At 37.7% G+C, this 15,410-nt stretch carries 14 protein-coding genes; 4 read left to right on the top strand and 10 right to left on the bottom strand.

Going from position 1 to position 15,410, the window contains the following annotated elements:
• Positions 1 to 9 precede the first annotated feature (9 nt).
• The 4 genes from BN985_RS15295 to BN985_RS15280 form a co-directional block, all read right to left on the bottom strand.
• Complete coding sequence (locus tag BN985_RS15295) at positions 10 to 930, bottom strand: PLP-dependent cysteine synthase family protein (protein ID WP_042224503.1); 921 nt, start codon at positions 928 to 930, stop codon at positions 10 to 12.
• Positions 931 to 971: 41 nt separating this feature from the next.
• Positions 972 to 1,433, bottom strand: coding sequence for an S-ribosylhomocysteine lyase (locus tag BN985_RS15290; protein WP_042224502.1), 462 nt, complete (start codon positions 1,431 to 1,433; stop codon positions 972 to 974).
• A 16-nt stretch (positions 1,434 to 1,449) separates the two neighbouring features.
• Positions 1,450 to 2,091 carry a class I SAM-dependent DNA methyltransferase gene (locus tag BN985_RS15285; protein ID WP_042224500.1) on the bottom strand — a complete coding sequence of 214 codons (642 nt, stop codon included), beginning with the start codon at positions 2,089 to 2,091 and terminating at the stop codon, positions 1,450 to 1,452.
• Between the two features lie 200 nt (positions 2,092 to 2,291).
• A complete protein-coding gene (locus tag BN985_RS15280) occupies positions 2,292 to 2,963 on the bottom strand; it encodes a YhcN/YlaJ family sporulation lipoprotein (protein WP_042224498.1) in 672 nt (223 codons plus the stop codon).
• Between the two features lie 200 nt (positions 2,964 to 3,163).
• On the opposite strand from BN985_RS15280, the gene BN985_RS15275 reads away from it, so the two are divergent.
• Positions 3,164 to 3,400, top strand: a complete 237-nt coding sequence (locus BN985_RS15275; RefSeq protein ID WP_042224496.1) for a YhdB family protein — start codon at positions 3,164 to 3,166, stop codon at positions 3,398 to 3,400.
• A gap of 93 nt (positions 3,401 to 3,493) precedes the next feature.
• Here the strand turns inward: BN985_RS15275 and BN985_RS15270 are convergent, their stop codons facing one another.
• The 6 genes from BN985_RS15270 to BN985_RS15245 all read right to left on the bottom strand — a co-directional run bounded on the left by BN985_RS15270 (position 3,494) and on the right by BN985_RS15245 (position 10,729).
• Positions 3,494 to 4,261: an anti-sigma-I factor RsgI family protein gene (locus BN985_RS15270; RefSeq protein WP_042224494.1), complete on the bottom strand. Its 768-nt coding sequence runs from the start codon at positions 4,259 to 4,261 to the stop codon at positions 3,494 to 3,496.
• Positions 4,258 to 4,986, bottom strand: a complete 729-nt coding sequence (gene sigI, locus BN985_RS15265) for an RNA polymerase sigma factor SigI (RefSeq protein ID WP_042224493.1) — start codon at positions 4,984 to 4,986, stop codon at positions 4,258 to 4,260. Before sigI ends, BN985_RS15270 begins: the two co-directional genes overlap by 4 nt.
• A 332-nt stretch (positions 4,987 to 5,318) precedes the next feature.
• The gene (locus BN985_RS15260; RefSeq protein WP_042224490.1) at positions 5,319 to 6,035 is read right to left on the bottom strand and encodes a PRC-barrel domain-containing protein; all 717 of its coding nucleotides are present in this window, start codon (positions 6,033 to 6,035) and stop codon (positions 5,319 to 5,321) included.
• Between the two features lie 65 nt (positions 6,036 to 6,100).
• Positions 6,101 to 6,919: a S1C family serine protease gene (locus BN985_RS15255; RefSeq protein ID WP_042224489.1), complete on the bottom strand. Its 819-nt coding sequence runs from the start codon at positions 6,917 to 6,919 to the stop codon at positions 6,101 to 6,103.
• A 27-nt stretch (positions 6,920 to 6,946) separates the two neighbouring features.
• The gene (locus BN985_RS15250) at positions 6,947 to 8,980 is read right to left on the bottom strand and encodes an ABC transporter ATP-binding protein (protein WP_042224488.1); all 2,034 of its coding nucleotides are present in this window, start codon (positions 8,978 to 8,980) and stop codon (positions 6,947 to 6,949) included.
• The gene (locus tag BN985_RS15245) at positions 8,981 to 10,729 is read right to left on the bottom strand and encodes an ABC transporter ATP-binding protein (RefSeq protein WP_042224487.1); all 1,749 of its coding nucleotides are present in this window, start codon (positions 10,727 to 10,729) and stop codon (positions 8,981 to 8,983) included.
• A gap of 918 nt (positions 10,730 to 11,647) precedes the next feature.
• Here BN985_RS15245 and BN985_RS15235 point away from each other — a divergent pair.
• Genes BN985_RS15235 through BN985_RS15225 form a run of 3 tightly spaced genes read left to right on the top strand, consistent with a single transcriptional unit; the run spans position 11,648 to position 15,409 of the window.
• Complete coding sequence (locus BN985_RS15235; RefSeq protein WP_042224486.1) at positions 11,648 to 13,150, top strand: spore germination protein; 1,503 nt, start codon at positions 11,648 to 11,650, stop codon at positions 13,148 to 13,150.
• Between the two features lie 8 nt (positions 13,151 to 13,158).
• The gene (locus BN985_RS15230; protein WP_042224484.1) at positions 13,159 to 14,280 is read left to right on the top strand and encodes a GerAB/ArcD/ProY family transporter; all 1,122 of its coding nucleotides are present in this window, start codon (positions 13,159 to 13,161) and stop codon (positions 14,278 to 14,280) included.
• Entirely contained in the window at positions 14,270 to 15,409 is a 1,140-nt protein-coding gene (locus BN985_RS15225; protein ID WP_042224482.1) for a Ger(x)C family spore germination protein, read from the top strand. The genes BN985_RS15230 and BN985_RS15225 overlap by 11 nt, the downstream gene beginning before the upstream one ends.
• The last annotated feature ends 1 nt before the right edge of the window (position 15,410 follow it).

Below are 15,410 nucleotides of genomic sequence, written 5' to 3'. Positions count from 1 at the left end.
CGATTCTCCTCACACATTGTCATAGATATTCTTACTTATATAACGATCACTACCATCTGGAAAAACCGTCACAATAGTTGTACCAGGCCTAGCTTTCTTTGCTTCCTGTAATGCACCAAACATAGCGGAACCAGAGGAACTGCCAACAAGCAGCCCTTCTTTACGGGCAAGCTGTCCGACCATGTCAAAGGCATATTCATCTGTTACCGTATATACTTTATCAATGAAGGAACGATCAAAATAATTCGGAAAGAATTCCATCCCAATCCCCTCCGTTCGATGTGATCCTGCATTTCCACCCGCAATAATGGATCCCTCCGGCTCTACGATTGCCGTATGGACAGCTGGATTTTTTTCTTTAAAAAAGCGACTGCTCCCCATAAAGGTCCCTGCTGAGCCAGCACCTGCGACGAAAATGTCGACTTTCCCATCTAGTTCACGCCAAATCTCTGGTGCTAATGTATGATAATAAGTTGCAGGATTGGCTGGATTAGAAAATTGCTGCGGACAATAACTACCGGGTATTTCCTTACAGAGATCCTCCGCTTTCTTAATCGCACCCACCATACCTTCATCCTGTGGTGTTGGAACAATACGTGCGCCTAATGCTTTCATAATTGTTTGCTTTTCTTGGCTAAAATGTTCTGGTACACAGAAAATTGCTTGCAGATTATAGGTAATGGCAGCCATTGCTAAGCCAATACCTGTGTTCCCAGCAGTAGGTTCAATAATAGTTCCGCCAGGCTGTAAATCTCCTTTTTCAAGTGCATCCTGAATTAAAGAAACACCAAGGCGATCTTTTACACTACCACCAGGATTCATAAATTCCAATTTGGCATAGAGTTTTACATCTTTCGGCAAATCAAATTGTTTCAGTTCTAATAAAGGTGTGTTTCCAATTAATTCTTGTACAGAAGCATACACCGCCATGTATCTTCGCCTTCCTTTTTGTGGTTGGGCTTTGCCATACCTTAAAATACTTCATGCCATTCATTTCGATGTGTGAGCATTTCCCGGGCAATTTCTTTTGCGCCTTCTAGGCTGTGATTTGCAGCCCAGCCACATTGCACCTCGTTACATGCCGGCACTTCATCAGCATCTAATACGTCACGTAAAGTTTTTTCCAGTGTATCTAAAATCTCTTCATAATTATCATGATTTATCACGGATAAATAGAAGCCGGTTTGACATCCCATCGGACCAATGTCCAAAACACTGTCCATATGGTTACGAATGTTTTCTGCCATCAAATGCTCGATTGAATGAAGACCAGCCATTTCCATATGTTCTTTATTCGGCTGTTTAAACCGAATATCATATTTATATACCTTATCTCCAACTGCACCTTCTGTCACACCTACTAAACGTACATATGGAGCTTTTACTTTGGTGTGATCCAGATTAAAGCTTTCCACATTCATTTTCTCTGCCATAATTATCTCTCCTTCATTACTTCATTCGCTCAGCCTTTATAAGCCAAACATAATCATTCAATTGTTTAAATGCGACATTAAATTCGTGAGTATTAAAAATAGTTTGAATTACAGGAATTGTTGTATAGTATTCTCTCTCAAGGTCCTCGGCTAAATCATTGAACCCCTTTTTTCTAGCATTATCGATTGCTTTTTGCTTATGTGCCTCCGATTGGAAGATTGTATCACCAAATATAATCTTGCCTTCCACCGGCAGTAAAGTGGCGAACTGGTTAATCGCAAAATCTTTCTCTTCATCTGTTAAATGATGGAAAGCATACGTACTCACAATGGACTCCACATCGTGAGGAAGATTGGGATAATCCAAAAAATCTCCTTCAAGTAAGGTGAGCTCGGGTAATTTTGTTGCAGCAATACTGCGCATTTCATTTGAAGGCTCTACTCCTACTACTTTAAGCCCTTTTTCAAGTAATTTAGCAGCAAGGTTTCCTGTTCCAACACCAAATTCCACCACCGTTCCAGAGGCATGTCGAACAACCTCCGTCAATATATCATTATAATTGGCAAACACTGCAGCATACTGAGGATCATCCCCTGCTACACTGTCATCATAGGTATCCGCCCAATCAGTAAAAATATCAAGAAATTCCCTCCCCATAATCCCTACACTCCTTTGAAAAATCATTAATCCATAGTATTACACTTGGTATAGTAAGAATTATATGTATAACACTACCATATGTTACTGTTTTTAAAAAGTATCTTTTCTGGAAAATAAATTGTTTAAATCATATAAATCTTCACAAAATAAATATTCACAAAATGAAAAAAAGCAGCACATGCTGCTTCTTTTCATTTTTAGTTATTTTGCGGGAAAAGTCGCTCAACCATATTGCCAAACTGATCAAAGAATCCTTCAATTGGTTCACCATTATTCATATCATCCACATAGTTATTGGTTAGATCTCGGAAATCAGGATTAGTTGATACGTATACATTATCAATGTCTTTATCAACAGATTTTACGATTTTGGAGATTCTTTCTTTTAACTCATCTGATACTTCTCCATCGTTGTTATTCCCTGCATTTTCTCTATCATTGTCGTAAGTATCCGTATTCTGTATACCGGAATTATCGCTTTCGTCTGCACCATTATTACCACTGTTTCCATTATTGGTACCTTTACTTCCATTTTGGTTGTTGACCTCAGCAGCAACATAAGCATTATTTTCTGTCGTTAAAACATAGACATTGTCAATTTCATCTAGTTCACTTTTTATTTTCTTCGCTGCTTCCTCTGATACCTCATATTCTTGCTGGCCATTACCGTCATTTCGATTTTGGTCACGTTCTGAGTCTCTTCCCATCTCGTAACTGCGATCCCCACTCATTCCATCACCAGTATTATTGTATCTTGTTTGTTCTACATTGTTATCACCAGTTGCATCATCTTGGTTCCCATCTGAATTTGTACAACCAACAAGAGCTAAGGTAAGTACTGTAACTGCACTAAATAGTTTCCATTTCATAGTTTTTTTACCTCCTTATCATTTGGTTTTAGTATGTAACAGCTTCCTCGAATTATACTCTGAAAAGAACTAGCTCTTTAAGCAAAATCGTAATGTGCTAAGAGAACCTTTATATGGCAACGACACCATTTTTGTTTCAGACAATATATATAAAATGCGGGGACAATAAATATAACCCTTACACTTAAGGAGGGGTATGAATGGAGATTCCTGATTACGATAAAGCATTGTATTATACACTGTGGGGCCAATGGGATGATTTGCTTGTTTTAATGGTACGCACCAAGGATGATTTGCTTTCAAAAAAAATCCAAGTGTTTTTACACGCTTATCATTACTCACTTGACCAAAGCAAAATCATGTCATCCCATGACAGTTTACTGTATTACCTGGACCATGCAATGAAATTTGAACCAGTTCCTATGGTGGAAATGTAACAAAAGGCTGCGATTCCAATTTTTAGAATCGCAGCCTTCTTTATAGTTATAGGCATTTATAATTTTTTAATGATTAGATTATTAACTCTCTCTTTACTCTTCATCGAAATGACGGCTTTTTTCGGAATAAAAGGAATGAATTATAGCTTTCTCTTCGTCATTTAAATTCAAAGCAGTTAAAGAGCTCTTAGACGGTTCTGTCTGGCTAATTACTTCTGCCACTTTTTCATTTATCGGTTTGCCACTCTCTATGGCAGATCTTCGTACACTATCCGGTACTTGGAAGGTTGTTACATTCCAACCAGGATCACTTTGTTGCAAAACTTTATTCAAATTATGGAAAATCCTGTTCTCCTGATCGTGATGATTTGGATAGCTAACACCTATGAGCATGTTTTTATTGTCACCAACCATGTTTGAGCTCTCACTTTGTTTCATAATTTCTTCTATTACTGCTTCTATTTTTCTACCCCTATATTCCTTTAACTTCAAGCCAACCTGTTTTGCTTCCTCATTTAAATAATGAATAGACTTAACATGCAATCCACCATCGATCTCTAATTCAAAGCTTGGATTTATGTCAAGACTCAAATATGCAAAGGTTTTATTATTTGCCAACACGAAATAAATGGGCAAGACAAATAAAAGTAGTGCACAAGCCAACAAAAACATTCTACCAGGAATTTTACCCATCTTTTCCAAGAAGAGAATAAAGCTTCTTTTTTTTACATGATAAAGCTCAAAAGGTATCTCCTCACCAATTTCTCCATGTACTACTGGCTTTGCCTTATGAAAGGTCCCATCTTTCTCCATTATAATGGTGTATGTACGCCGGTGTTCCATGACGATACCTTTCCTCACTGACCCACCCCCTTAAGATAATCCTTCAAATATAAGTAATCTTCTGCTAGTACAATAAATACTGCAAGTATGAATTTGCGGTTTCTCTCTAACGTTTTTTTGCTAACATCTACCTTTCTAACCAGTTGTTTAATGGGAAGCTTCTTCTTACTAAATACAAACGAGCGAAGTTCAGGGTCTTCATACAAGGTCTTGGCAGTCTTCACTGCCGAATCCCTTGCGTCTCTATGCTTTGGGGAAGCTTCCGTTAACTCATCCAGTGTAAGCTTATATGCTTTAAGCTTTTCTTTATAATCCGCGATCTCTTCTTTTCGATGCCAAGCATCCTGTTCTTCCTGATATCTTTCTTTCACTGCCGCGATTTCCAAAGGATTGTCCATTTGCTCTGCATCAAATGTTTCGTCAAGAGAAATGGGAAGTGGGCGTTTTTGAATATATCGTATATAGTCAATAACCTTCCGCTTCACTACCAGTTTGGCAAAAGATAAGAATGAGCTGCCTTTATTAGAAGAATAAGACATCATCGCTTCATTAAAAGCAGAGAGACCGATGCTAAACTCATCATCCCTTTTAGGATCAATATAACGTTTGCAGACTTCAGAAACACACTTAGCAATAAATGGTTGATATATCTTTAAAAGATAGTTTTGTGTATATGTATCCCCTCTTTGAACAGAGGATATCAATTCTTCAAGAGGTATGTCTTTTAATGATTGCCTAGTCATCAACCTAGAACACCCCCAGGCATTATAAAATTCGATTTATTATGTTTCTTTTTGGGTGTAATCTTATTTATAAATATAACATTAAATTGTTTTTGGAAAATAGTCATTTGTATCATCACCAGCTTATTTAATAATTGAATTTTAATTTCAGTCTGGTTAATCTTACCGCACCGTACAGACTGTTGCTATCTCAAAACAATTACAATTTGTTTAAAATACAATTACCACCCTCACCATACCCGCAATAATTACCATGCCTAAATACCTAGTTGTTCTACACCCAAAAAAACCTTTTGCATCATCTGCAAAAGGCTTTTCTAGTTTATTATTTTTTATAAGCTTGTAAGGATCTGTTCTTTTGATGAATATTTTGTAACATTTTTTGTTTCTGTCAATGTACCTTTTATATAAATATCTTTCTCAAACCAATCAACAGATTCAATTTGATCTGTATGGAAAACAAAATATTGTTCCTTCGTAAACGTTTCACTGTCTTGTACGATGAGATAACGAAGCTTCCAATATTCGGAATCAAAAACCATATCTACAACTGCTCCAATTTTACCGTCATTTGCATGCACTTTAAAATCTATTGTTTCATCTTCACTACGTAAGTTATAACGGCTCTGTTCCTCTAGCTGTTGGTTATACACTTCTGGTTGTGATTCTTCAGCAGGAGGAAACTGTGCTAATGGGCGGTCAGTTGCTCCCCAAAGCATATTACCAGTCCAGTATCTACTCCAGCCGTAATACCCAATTAAACTATCTTCAGCATCCTTTGATATTGAGCTTTCTTCAGAGATAGAAGGGCTATTTCTTACCTTTTCCTTATCACACTCTATTTCAAGGTGCTTATCATTTTCATTGAGCGTAATAAAGGAAGATGGGGACAAGAGTACACGTCGGCCTGGAAGCCACTTTCTTGTGTCTACAATCGCATAACGAATAGCCCATTTTTCATCATCAAAATATAAATCCTTCACTTTACCCATTTCACCATCTGCTGCATGGATATTATAGGTTTTTAGTTCGGAAGTAAAAAATAACATGTAATTCGCCTCCTTAAGACGTTTACAATATAAATACCCCCAATTCTCAAGGATGAAACAAAAGGCTAACCTTCCTCATAATACGTGATGGGTACAAAGAGCCCTACCTTTCCTTCTGTCTCATGTTCTAAAGTAGCAAACACTACCCCAATCACTTTTCCCTCTCCGTTTAAAACAGGGCTTCCGCTGTTTCCGCGGTAAACAGGTGCCTTTATCATCACTACTTCCTGGTTCCAGCCTTTTAGCTCTGTACGCCCAGCAATAGTCCCTTCATTTGCTATACCGTTAAAACGTAAAGGATTTCCTATAAAGGTAATTGGCAGATTCTCCTCGTAAAGCGGTGACTCTGCAAGTTCTAGTGAAGGCAGACCATGGCCATTTACCTGCAACACAGCCAAATCAATGGAAGGATTTGTTTCCACCACTTCTGCTTCAAACAAACCCTCTTCAGGAAAAGCAACGGTTACTTGTTCTTGTCCTTCTATCACATGGTGGTTTGTCAAAATCGTCCCATCCGAATTTATTGCAAAACCAGTTCCCTTACTATCTTCTGTTTCGACTACCACTACAGCCTCTTTATAGAGTCGTGTGTCCTCATTAGCTGAAAGCTTTGAAGAAGTTATGAGGAAATCAATAGCCGGGATGGAAAACGTTTGAGGGATTAATGCAAACACATTAAAGGCCATAGCGAACGCAATTACCCAAAAAATCCATTTTGGAAAAGGTCGCTTTGGTTTTTCGTCGTCCTCTTTCGCCTTTGCTCTATCTAAGGCTTTTCTACGCTCTTCCTGAACCAGCTCATAAAGCTCTTCATCATCAAATTCCTCATACAAATCCTCGTCAATAATGTCAGGTTTTTCTTTCTCTTCCCTATGTCGATCCATACTCCACCTCTTGTATTAAGCGGTCTTCTATCCTGCCGTTTCTTCCAGTATACCTTGTTGCATTTGATACATTTGATAGTAGGTACCCTGTTGCTGAAGGAGACTGTTGTGATTCCCTTGCTCTTTAATCGTACCGCGGTCTAATACAAATATAACATCTGCCTGCTGTATCGTCGAAAGTCTATGAGCAATAACAAGTGTCGTCCGTCCCTGCTTTAACACTTCCAAAGCCTGCTGTATGATATTTTCGGTCTCTGTATCTATATTAGCCGTAGCTTCATCAAGAATTAAAATAGCTGGATCAAATGCCAGTGCTCTGGCAAATGAAAGTAACTGCCTCTCACCTAGAGAAAATGTTCCTCCCCCTTCTGTTACTTTTTCATCATAACGATTTGGAAGTTTTTCAATAAAGCGATCTGCACCAACTGCTTTCAAGGCATCTACAGCTCTTTCTCTGCTAATTCGTGGATCATTCATCGTCACATTTGAAAGAATAGTACCTGTGAAGAGAAACGGGTCCTGTAGTACGATACCCATATGACTCCTAACTTGTTGCCTTGACCATTCCTGTGTAGAAAGCCCGTCAATTGAAATGGTCCCTTTTTGCGGATCGTAGAAACGGAAGAGCAAATTCATAATAGAGCTTTTTCCCGATCCTGTATGGCCAACAAATGCTGCGGTTTGACCTGCATTTACTGAAAAAGAAATATCGTTGAGAACATAGTCCTTTTCATTATAAGCAAATGATACGTGATCAAATAAAATATTACCCTTGTAACGAGTTACACCTTCATTCTTCACGTCTTCACCAGGATGATCAAGAAGTTCAAAAACTCTTCCACCAGCCACCCTTGCCTGCTCTATAAGTGGTAGTTGATTCACAATGTCTGTAACTGGCTCGAACAACCTAGTCAAATAATCCACAATTGCATATAGCATTCCAATCGATATAATACTTGTTGGGTCTAATGAACCCGAACCAAAATACCAAATAAACGCTACGAATGCCAAATTACGAAATACAGTAACAAGATTATAAGAGGTTAACGCACTTAGCTTTACAAGCTTTCGTTGATAGGTGAAGTGCCTATTATTAAGCACTTCAAATTCTTCTTTTGTCTTCTTTTCTCTACTGAATGCCTGTATAATTGGCATCCCTTGAATTGCTTCACTAATGTTTCCATTAATTTCACTTATTGTGGAACGTATTACTTTATTATACTTACTTCCAAAATGTTTATATAGCTTCATCCACCCGAAGATCAGAGGAATAATGAAAAGGCACATAAAAGCAAGCTTTGCATCAAGGATAAACAATGCCACAAATATTCCTGCCATATATATAATACTTGTTAAAACAATGGAAAGAACGCGCTCATATAAGTCACGAATCGCTTCTGTATCATTTGTGATTCTTGCTACCACTTTCCCTGCCGGTTGATCGACAAAGTAGTTTACAGGAATGCGCTGGGTTTGTGAGAATAAATCATTCCGCATCTTCCTCACAATTTGATTGGATGATTTCTGTAAGAGAAAAGTTTGATAAAACTGAAAGAAACCAGCTATAAAAAGTAATAAAACATATAGCCCAAGCAGCCAGATAATAGGGCCTTGTTCAGGTTTAAAAAATGGATATACGTCACCTAGTGACAATTTATCCCCTGTAAAAGTTTCTTCATTTGTACTTGTCGTAATGGTAATTGAATTCCCTTCTATCTCACGCTTTCCCCCTAGCGGTATTTCGTCCTCAACAAAATAATAGGTGGTTCCAATTTGAAAAATGGTTACCGGGCTTCCAACTGTCTGGTCAGATCCTTCCAATCTATCCATCCGTTTGTAAAACTGATCATTATAAGTGGCAGTATACCTATCGTCATTTGTTTCCACCTCTTGCCAGGTTCCTTCGACACCAAGGATATGGTCATCAATTACTTTCTTGGCTATTAAGGGACCAGCAAGTTCAAGCGAAACGGCTATAATTAAACAGATAAAACCAATTATAATACCTTTTTTATAATGCAATGCGTATTGAAAAAGTCGTTTCTCTGTAGTTCGTTTCATTTATTTTTTCGCCCCTGTCTTTGCAAGTTGCTGTTGTAAGTACTGCTGCTTATACCACCCATCTGTCAACATAAGTTCAGCATGTGACCCTTGCTCCACAATCTCACCATTATCAAGGACAATAATGTTATCTGCATGCGTTACAGCAGACATACGGTGTGCAGCTATAAAGGTCGTTTTACTTTTCCTTTCTCTGCGCAGATGTTCAATAATATTGGCTTCCGTCTTCCCATCAACTGCAGACATGGAATCATCTAATATGAGAATTTCTGGATCTTTAATAAAGGCTCGCGCTAATGCTACCCGCTGCTTTTGTCCCCCTGAAAGTGTTACACCACTTTCTCCAACTTCAGTATCCAGTCCATTCGGAAGTTGTTTCATATCATCGAGAAAATGAGCTAATTCCATAACTCGATAAATTTCCTTGTCGGTCGCATCAGATTTACCAAATTGGATATTCTCACGAATTGATTTAGAAAACATCATTTGATCCTGTGGTACATAGCCGATCCATGAACGGATTTGCTCTAGAGAAAGATCCTCTAAATCTACATCAGCTACTCTAATTTTCCCTTGCATACCGGGATATTGTCTTAATAATAATTTGAAAAGGGTAGTTTTCCCTGCACCTGTTTTCCCTACAACGCCAATGGTGTCACCTCGGTTAATTTTTAATGAAACATTATTTAGTTGCTTTGCGTCTGTCCCTGGATATGAAAATGTAATTTTCTCGAAATTAATTGACTCCACAGCATCAACCGTTTTAGGTGTATCAGGATCTGTCACATCAGCCTTGTAGCCAATCGTCTCATTCACACGATCTAAGGAAGCATTACCTCGCTGCAATATATTTATAAGCTCACCAACGGCGAACATTGGCCAAATCAACATTCCTAAATATACATTAAAGGTTACAAGGTCTCCGAGCGTCATTTTATTATCAAAAACCAGAAATGCACCATAACCTAGACCAATCGTATACGAAAGCCCTACAAGAATCTTCATGGTTGGCTCAAATAACGCATCAATCTTGGCCACTTCCATATTTTTCAAATAGACATCCTCTGTCATATTCTCAAATCGTTTTAAATCTTGCTTTTCCTGCACGAAAGCGCGAATTACTCTTACTCCCCGGATGGATTCCAGCACATCATTATTCATTTCTCCAAATGCCTGTTGTGCTTTTGTAAACCGTGCATGAATAACAGCCCCATATTTATTCATAATGACAGCCATAATAGGTAGCGGGATTAAGGCAGCAAGTGTAAGCTGCCAACTAATCGTAAATCCCATCATGGCAACCAACATTAGCATGAAAATAGACGAGTCCACTAAGGTCAACACACCAAAGCCAGCTGTTAGACTAATGGCTTTTAAATCATTGGTACTTCTAGCCATAAGGTCACCGGTTCGGTATTTACCAAAAAATGTTGGTGTCATTTTTGTAAAATGATCCATTAGATTACTTCTGCTCCAGCGTTCTAGAATAACCGCACCACTAAACAATGTGTAATCCCACAAAAAGGAGATCGCATAATGGACAATAATTAATAGTAAATATCCAACAATTAACGCTGTTAAGAGTTGTGTTGTCATTGAATCGAATTGTATCTGATCAATTGTATACCCTGCTAATTTAGGTGGTATAAGACCAATTGCACTTGCTACAATAAGTGCTAAAATTGCAAATAAATAACGTTTCCAATAATGTTTAAAAAACCAATCTAATTTCTTAAAAACCTGAAACATTCCATCACCTTCTAATCCCTCTGTAATTTCCGTTTTACTGTTGATTCGTTAGTTGATCGTACATCAAATTTGACATTAGATGCCTCTTTCTAACAAAAGATCCTCTACAGTTCCCAATCCTCTATTTGCGCAATAAAAAAGCATATGCCTATGACGACACATGCTTTTACTGAGATAAGTGCATAACATACCTATCCCAAAACAAAAAGGCCACAGACTGTTGTGACCTTCTAATTACACAAAGAAGTATGTAAAGATTAGAATACTTTTCCGCACAATACGGCAGAGGTCACATATTTAATTGATTTAAATTGCGTTGCTTGGATGATTTTATTCATCATCATGACCTCCTTTGAATTATTTGTTCTCAATAATTATAGTATTAGGAAAATTTTTAGTCAATCTTTTTTTCTAATATTTTTGTTAATTATTACTCATAACTAGAGTAGCTATTTTTTTATTAAATTTGTAATAAAAGAGGTTAAAAAAGAGTACGCTCTTTTTTTATACGTATACCTAGATGGATCATTTTTTCTAATTTCTCTAAAGGAACATTAGTTGAGCAGGATATCTCCTCCATCGAAGCCAGTGGATGCTTTTTAATATAGTTCTGGACTCGATCGCTTTCAGTTAGACAGGCAGGGCACAGCATAAATGGACTACTTTCCATAGACTCTTTGCATAATCGACAATTTCGGATTATCTCACTCAAATCCTCACCCCTCACTATTTCCTTACGTTTAATCATACAGGAATCGACAGGAACAAACAATGTTTTATGGGAATTTTCTAAAAATGAGTCTTTAGTCTCCAAAGCTTTTCTTTCAAGAGACACATTAGAAATTACATAGATAGTAGTTTTTCCTCACATACTATCCCCATAGATTATAATGTTCTAAGTGATTACGGGAGGAAATAATGAGAAAAGCTAAAAGAAAAGCCACCAATTCATTCTTCCCAAAAAAGGTTGAAGAATTAAAGCAGGTTTTAGAAAAGGAATTTGTAAATAGTAATGATTTAAGCTACTCCATTTTTGAAAGTTCAAGTCAAAAGCTTGCTGTCTTTTATTTGTCCTATCAAGTGGATTCACAAAGAATTGAAAATACCCTACTTAAAGCCCTTTTAGAGCCTAATAAGGACTGGACAGTTGATTCCTTATTAAATGAAATCCCTATTAACACTGGACAGAAAATGGATAAGTTAGAGGAATTACTAACTAACCTCATTAATGGCCATGTATTTGTCTATATTGAGGGAGCACAACAGGTTGTCTCTTATCTAATGCTAAACATAGAACACAGATCACTTGAAAAGGCCGAAACAGAATCTGTGGTTATTGGTCCACAGGTTGCTTTTACAGAGTCTTTAGTAACAAACTTAAATATATTACGCTGGAGAATGCGTTCTAAAGATCTGGTTTTAGAAAAGATTATGCTAGGAAAAACCACTCCGAAAGAAGCAAGAATTATCTATTTGAAATCTGTTGCAAATGAAACAGATGTCCAAACGATGCGTCAACGTCTCCAGGATCTCGATGTTGACGAGGTAGAAGATGCAAACGTACTTATGCAGTATATAGAGGATTCCTCTTGGACAATTTTCCCACAATTTTACTCAACAGAACTACCAGATCGCGCTTCCTATGCAATTAATAAGGGGCGGGTAGGAGTAGTTGTAGAAAACAGTCCAATGGCAATATTAGCACCAACAACGTTCTTTAGCTTTTTTGAATCCACTGAGGATTTATACATGCGTTGGAATGCAGGATCATTTCTACGTGTTTTACGGTTTATATCTATGTTTATATCTGTCATGCTCACACCAATGTATGTGGCTGCTGTCACCTTTCATTATGAACTTATTCCAACTCAGCTACTTATTTCAATTGGGCAATCAAGGGCGAACGTCCCTTTTCCGCCCATATTTGAGGCGTTGCTTCTTGAGCTTTTAATAGAATTATTACGTGAGGCCGGGGCAAGACTCCCAACAAAGGTAGGGCAAACAATTGGTATTGTTGGTGGTGTGGTCGTTGGAACAGCTGCAGTACAGGCCGGAATTACGAGTAACATCCTTATCATCTTTATTACAATCAGTGCGCTTGCTTCCTTTACCGCACCCAGCTACTTGATGGGGACTTCTATTCGGGTATTGCGGTTTCCCATGATTATTCTTGCCGGAATTCTTGGCATTATGGGCATTGTATTTGGTATCAGCTTCCTAATTATTCATTTATTAAAACTAACCTCTCTTGGGCGACCTTACCTTACACCTATTTATCCGTTCCGCATGAAAGATATCAACAAAGTACTGATCCGCTTTCCACAGCAATTTCAAGGAAAAAGATTTCTTTCTTACCGACCTAAGGATAAGGTTCGATTCAATAAGAAAAAGGCACAGCAGAAAAAAGATATTGACGAGTAGGTGAAGAATTGGATATCAACGTTAAAGTAAAACCAAATTTAAGCATTCGTGCATTTTACCTATTCTTCATTATTGCTTCTTTACAATTGGGAGTAGGAATAATGGGTGCGCCAAGGTTTCTTTATAAAGAGGCAGGCACAGACTCCTGGATATCTATTTTTATCGCCGTCGCTTATATCTTTGCCGTGCTTTTTGTCATGATACTTACTCTAAAACAGTATGAAAATGCAGACATCTTTGGCATTCATCGTGACCTGTTTGGGAAATGGATCGGAAACCTACTAAGCAGTGCCTATATTGTATACTTTATCGTTACACTCTTTTCCGTCCTTATTACGTATATAGAAGTAGTTAGGGTTTTTATCTTTCCAACAATCAGCCCATTAACAATGGGAGTAATTTTGCTTATCTTAGGTATATACAGCACGTTGGGAGGTTTACGTATAATAGTAGGTGTATGCTTCCTGTTTTTTATTCTCACTCACTGGGTACTGCTTCTATTGATTGAACCCGCTGTTCAAATAGATTGGGGGCATTTTTTCCCCATGTTCCAAACCCCATTCCCAGATTTGTTAGCAGGTGCCAAAGCCAGTGCGTATACGTTTATAGGCTTTGAAATTCTATTTCTGGTTTACCCTTTTATTCAGAATAAAGAAAAGCTACATTTCCCTGTGTATATGTCAGTAGCATGGTCAGGTTTGCTCGTTTTGGTTACTACTATTATAACCCTCGGATTTTTCACTGGCGTGCAAGTGGAAAGACGCGAATGGACACTTCTTTCATTATTTAAGTTTCAACAGTTTTCTTTTATTGAACGCCTGGATTTTGTAGTAGTAGCAGAATGGATGATGGTTATTATCCCAAATATTATCCTTCTATTTTGGGGCGCGACATATGGGATAAAGCGACTTTACAACCTACCACAAAAAATTACTATTTATGCGCTAGCTGTGCCTCTATTAATTGGTTGTTGGTTAATTGATGAACACTTTCAAATACAGTGGGTGATTGAAAAGGTAAATGGATTTGGTTTTTGGTTAGTGTATGTGTATCCATTTCTACTGCTCCCAATGGTCCTTATAAAGAAAAAATGGAACCAACATAGAAGAGGTGAAAAGAATGAGACTTAAAAGAATCACTTTACTAAGTATCACCCTTTGTCTGCTTACTTCCTGTGTTGATACAAACCAGCTGGAGAAGTTAGGAATTATTCATACGAGAGGTGTAGATATTTCAGAAGAAAAACCTAGTGAACTGGAAGCCACATTAATTATTTTTCAATTTAATGCACAATCAGATATGATCTCTAAGACATTAACAGGGACAGGTCATACCATCAAAGAGGCTCGTGAGCAAGCGAACAACAAATCTAGTTTTAGTTTGACCCCAGGACAAATCCGCTTGGAATTATACGGAAAAGAGATTGCAGAAAAAGGGATACTAACCTATTTAAAAACTTTGACGCGTGATGCCAAAGTTTCAGATACCATGTTGCTTGCAATTAGTGACACGACAGCGAAAGAAATCCTAGAGGTTGGCCAAGCAGATACAAATATGGATATTGGGCAATTTCTACATGGTCTAATTAGACAGGAGCATATGAAAGATACGATCCCAGAGGTTGCACTACATGATTTTACACATACCTATTTTGATGTAGGACAGGATCCTTACCTACCTGTTATCACGCTTGATGAACAATTCCCTATGCTTTCTGCTTTGGGAGTATTTCAAGGTGATAAATATGTTGGTGACATCACCTTGGATGATGCGCTTCTCCTCAATATGACACAAAAGCATGTAAACTTTGCACCAATTGAAGTAGAGATACCGAAAGCCCCATTTAAAAAATATATAGAAAATACGGAATCTATTGAGCCAGACAGCGAATACATGCATATACGAATTGGTGTGAAGGGAAAAACAACTAGCGAACTAACCGACCGAGACCAGCTACGATTTCGCTCGAACGTCGATCTCGATGTTGATCTACATGAAATTTCAGAACAGTTCACTGTTGAGGACAATAAGGCAGCAAAGATACTTGAAAAAGAATTGGGCAAGGCTATTAAGAAAAAATATGAAACAATGTTAAATAAGTTGCAAGAACTCAATTCTGACCCCATTGGTTATGGAAAATTGTATAGGGTGAAGGTCAATAATAAGTTAACAATGGAAGAATGGACAGAAAAGTTTCCTGAAATAACTGTAGATTTTCAGGTTGATGTCAACTTGGTCCATTTTGGTACGCTTCAATAAA

The organism is Oceanobacillus manasiensis (genome assembly GCF_000724085.1).
Taxonomy (GTDB): Bacteria; Bacillota; Bacilli; order Bacillales; family Amphibacillaceae; genus Oceanobacillus_B; species Oceanobacillus_B manasiensis.
Note: the sequence above shows the minus strand (reverse complement) of the source record. Positions and strands in the feature narration are given on the sequence as shown.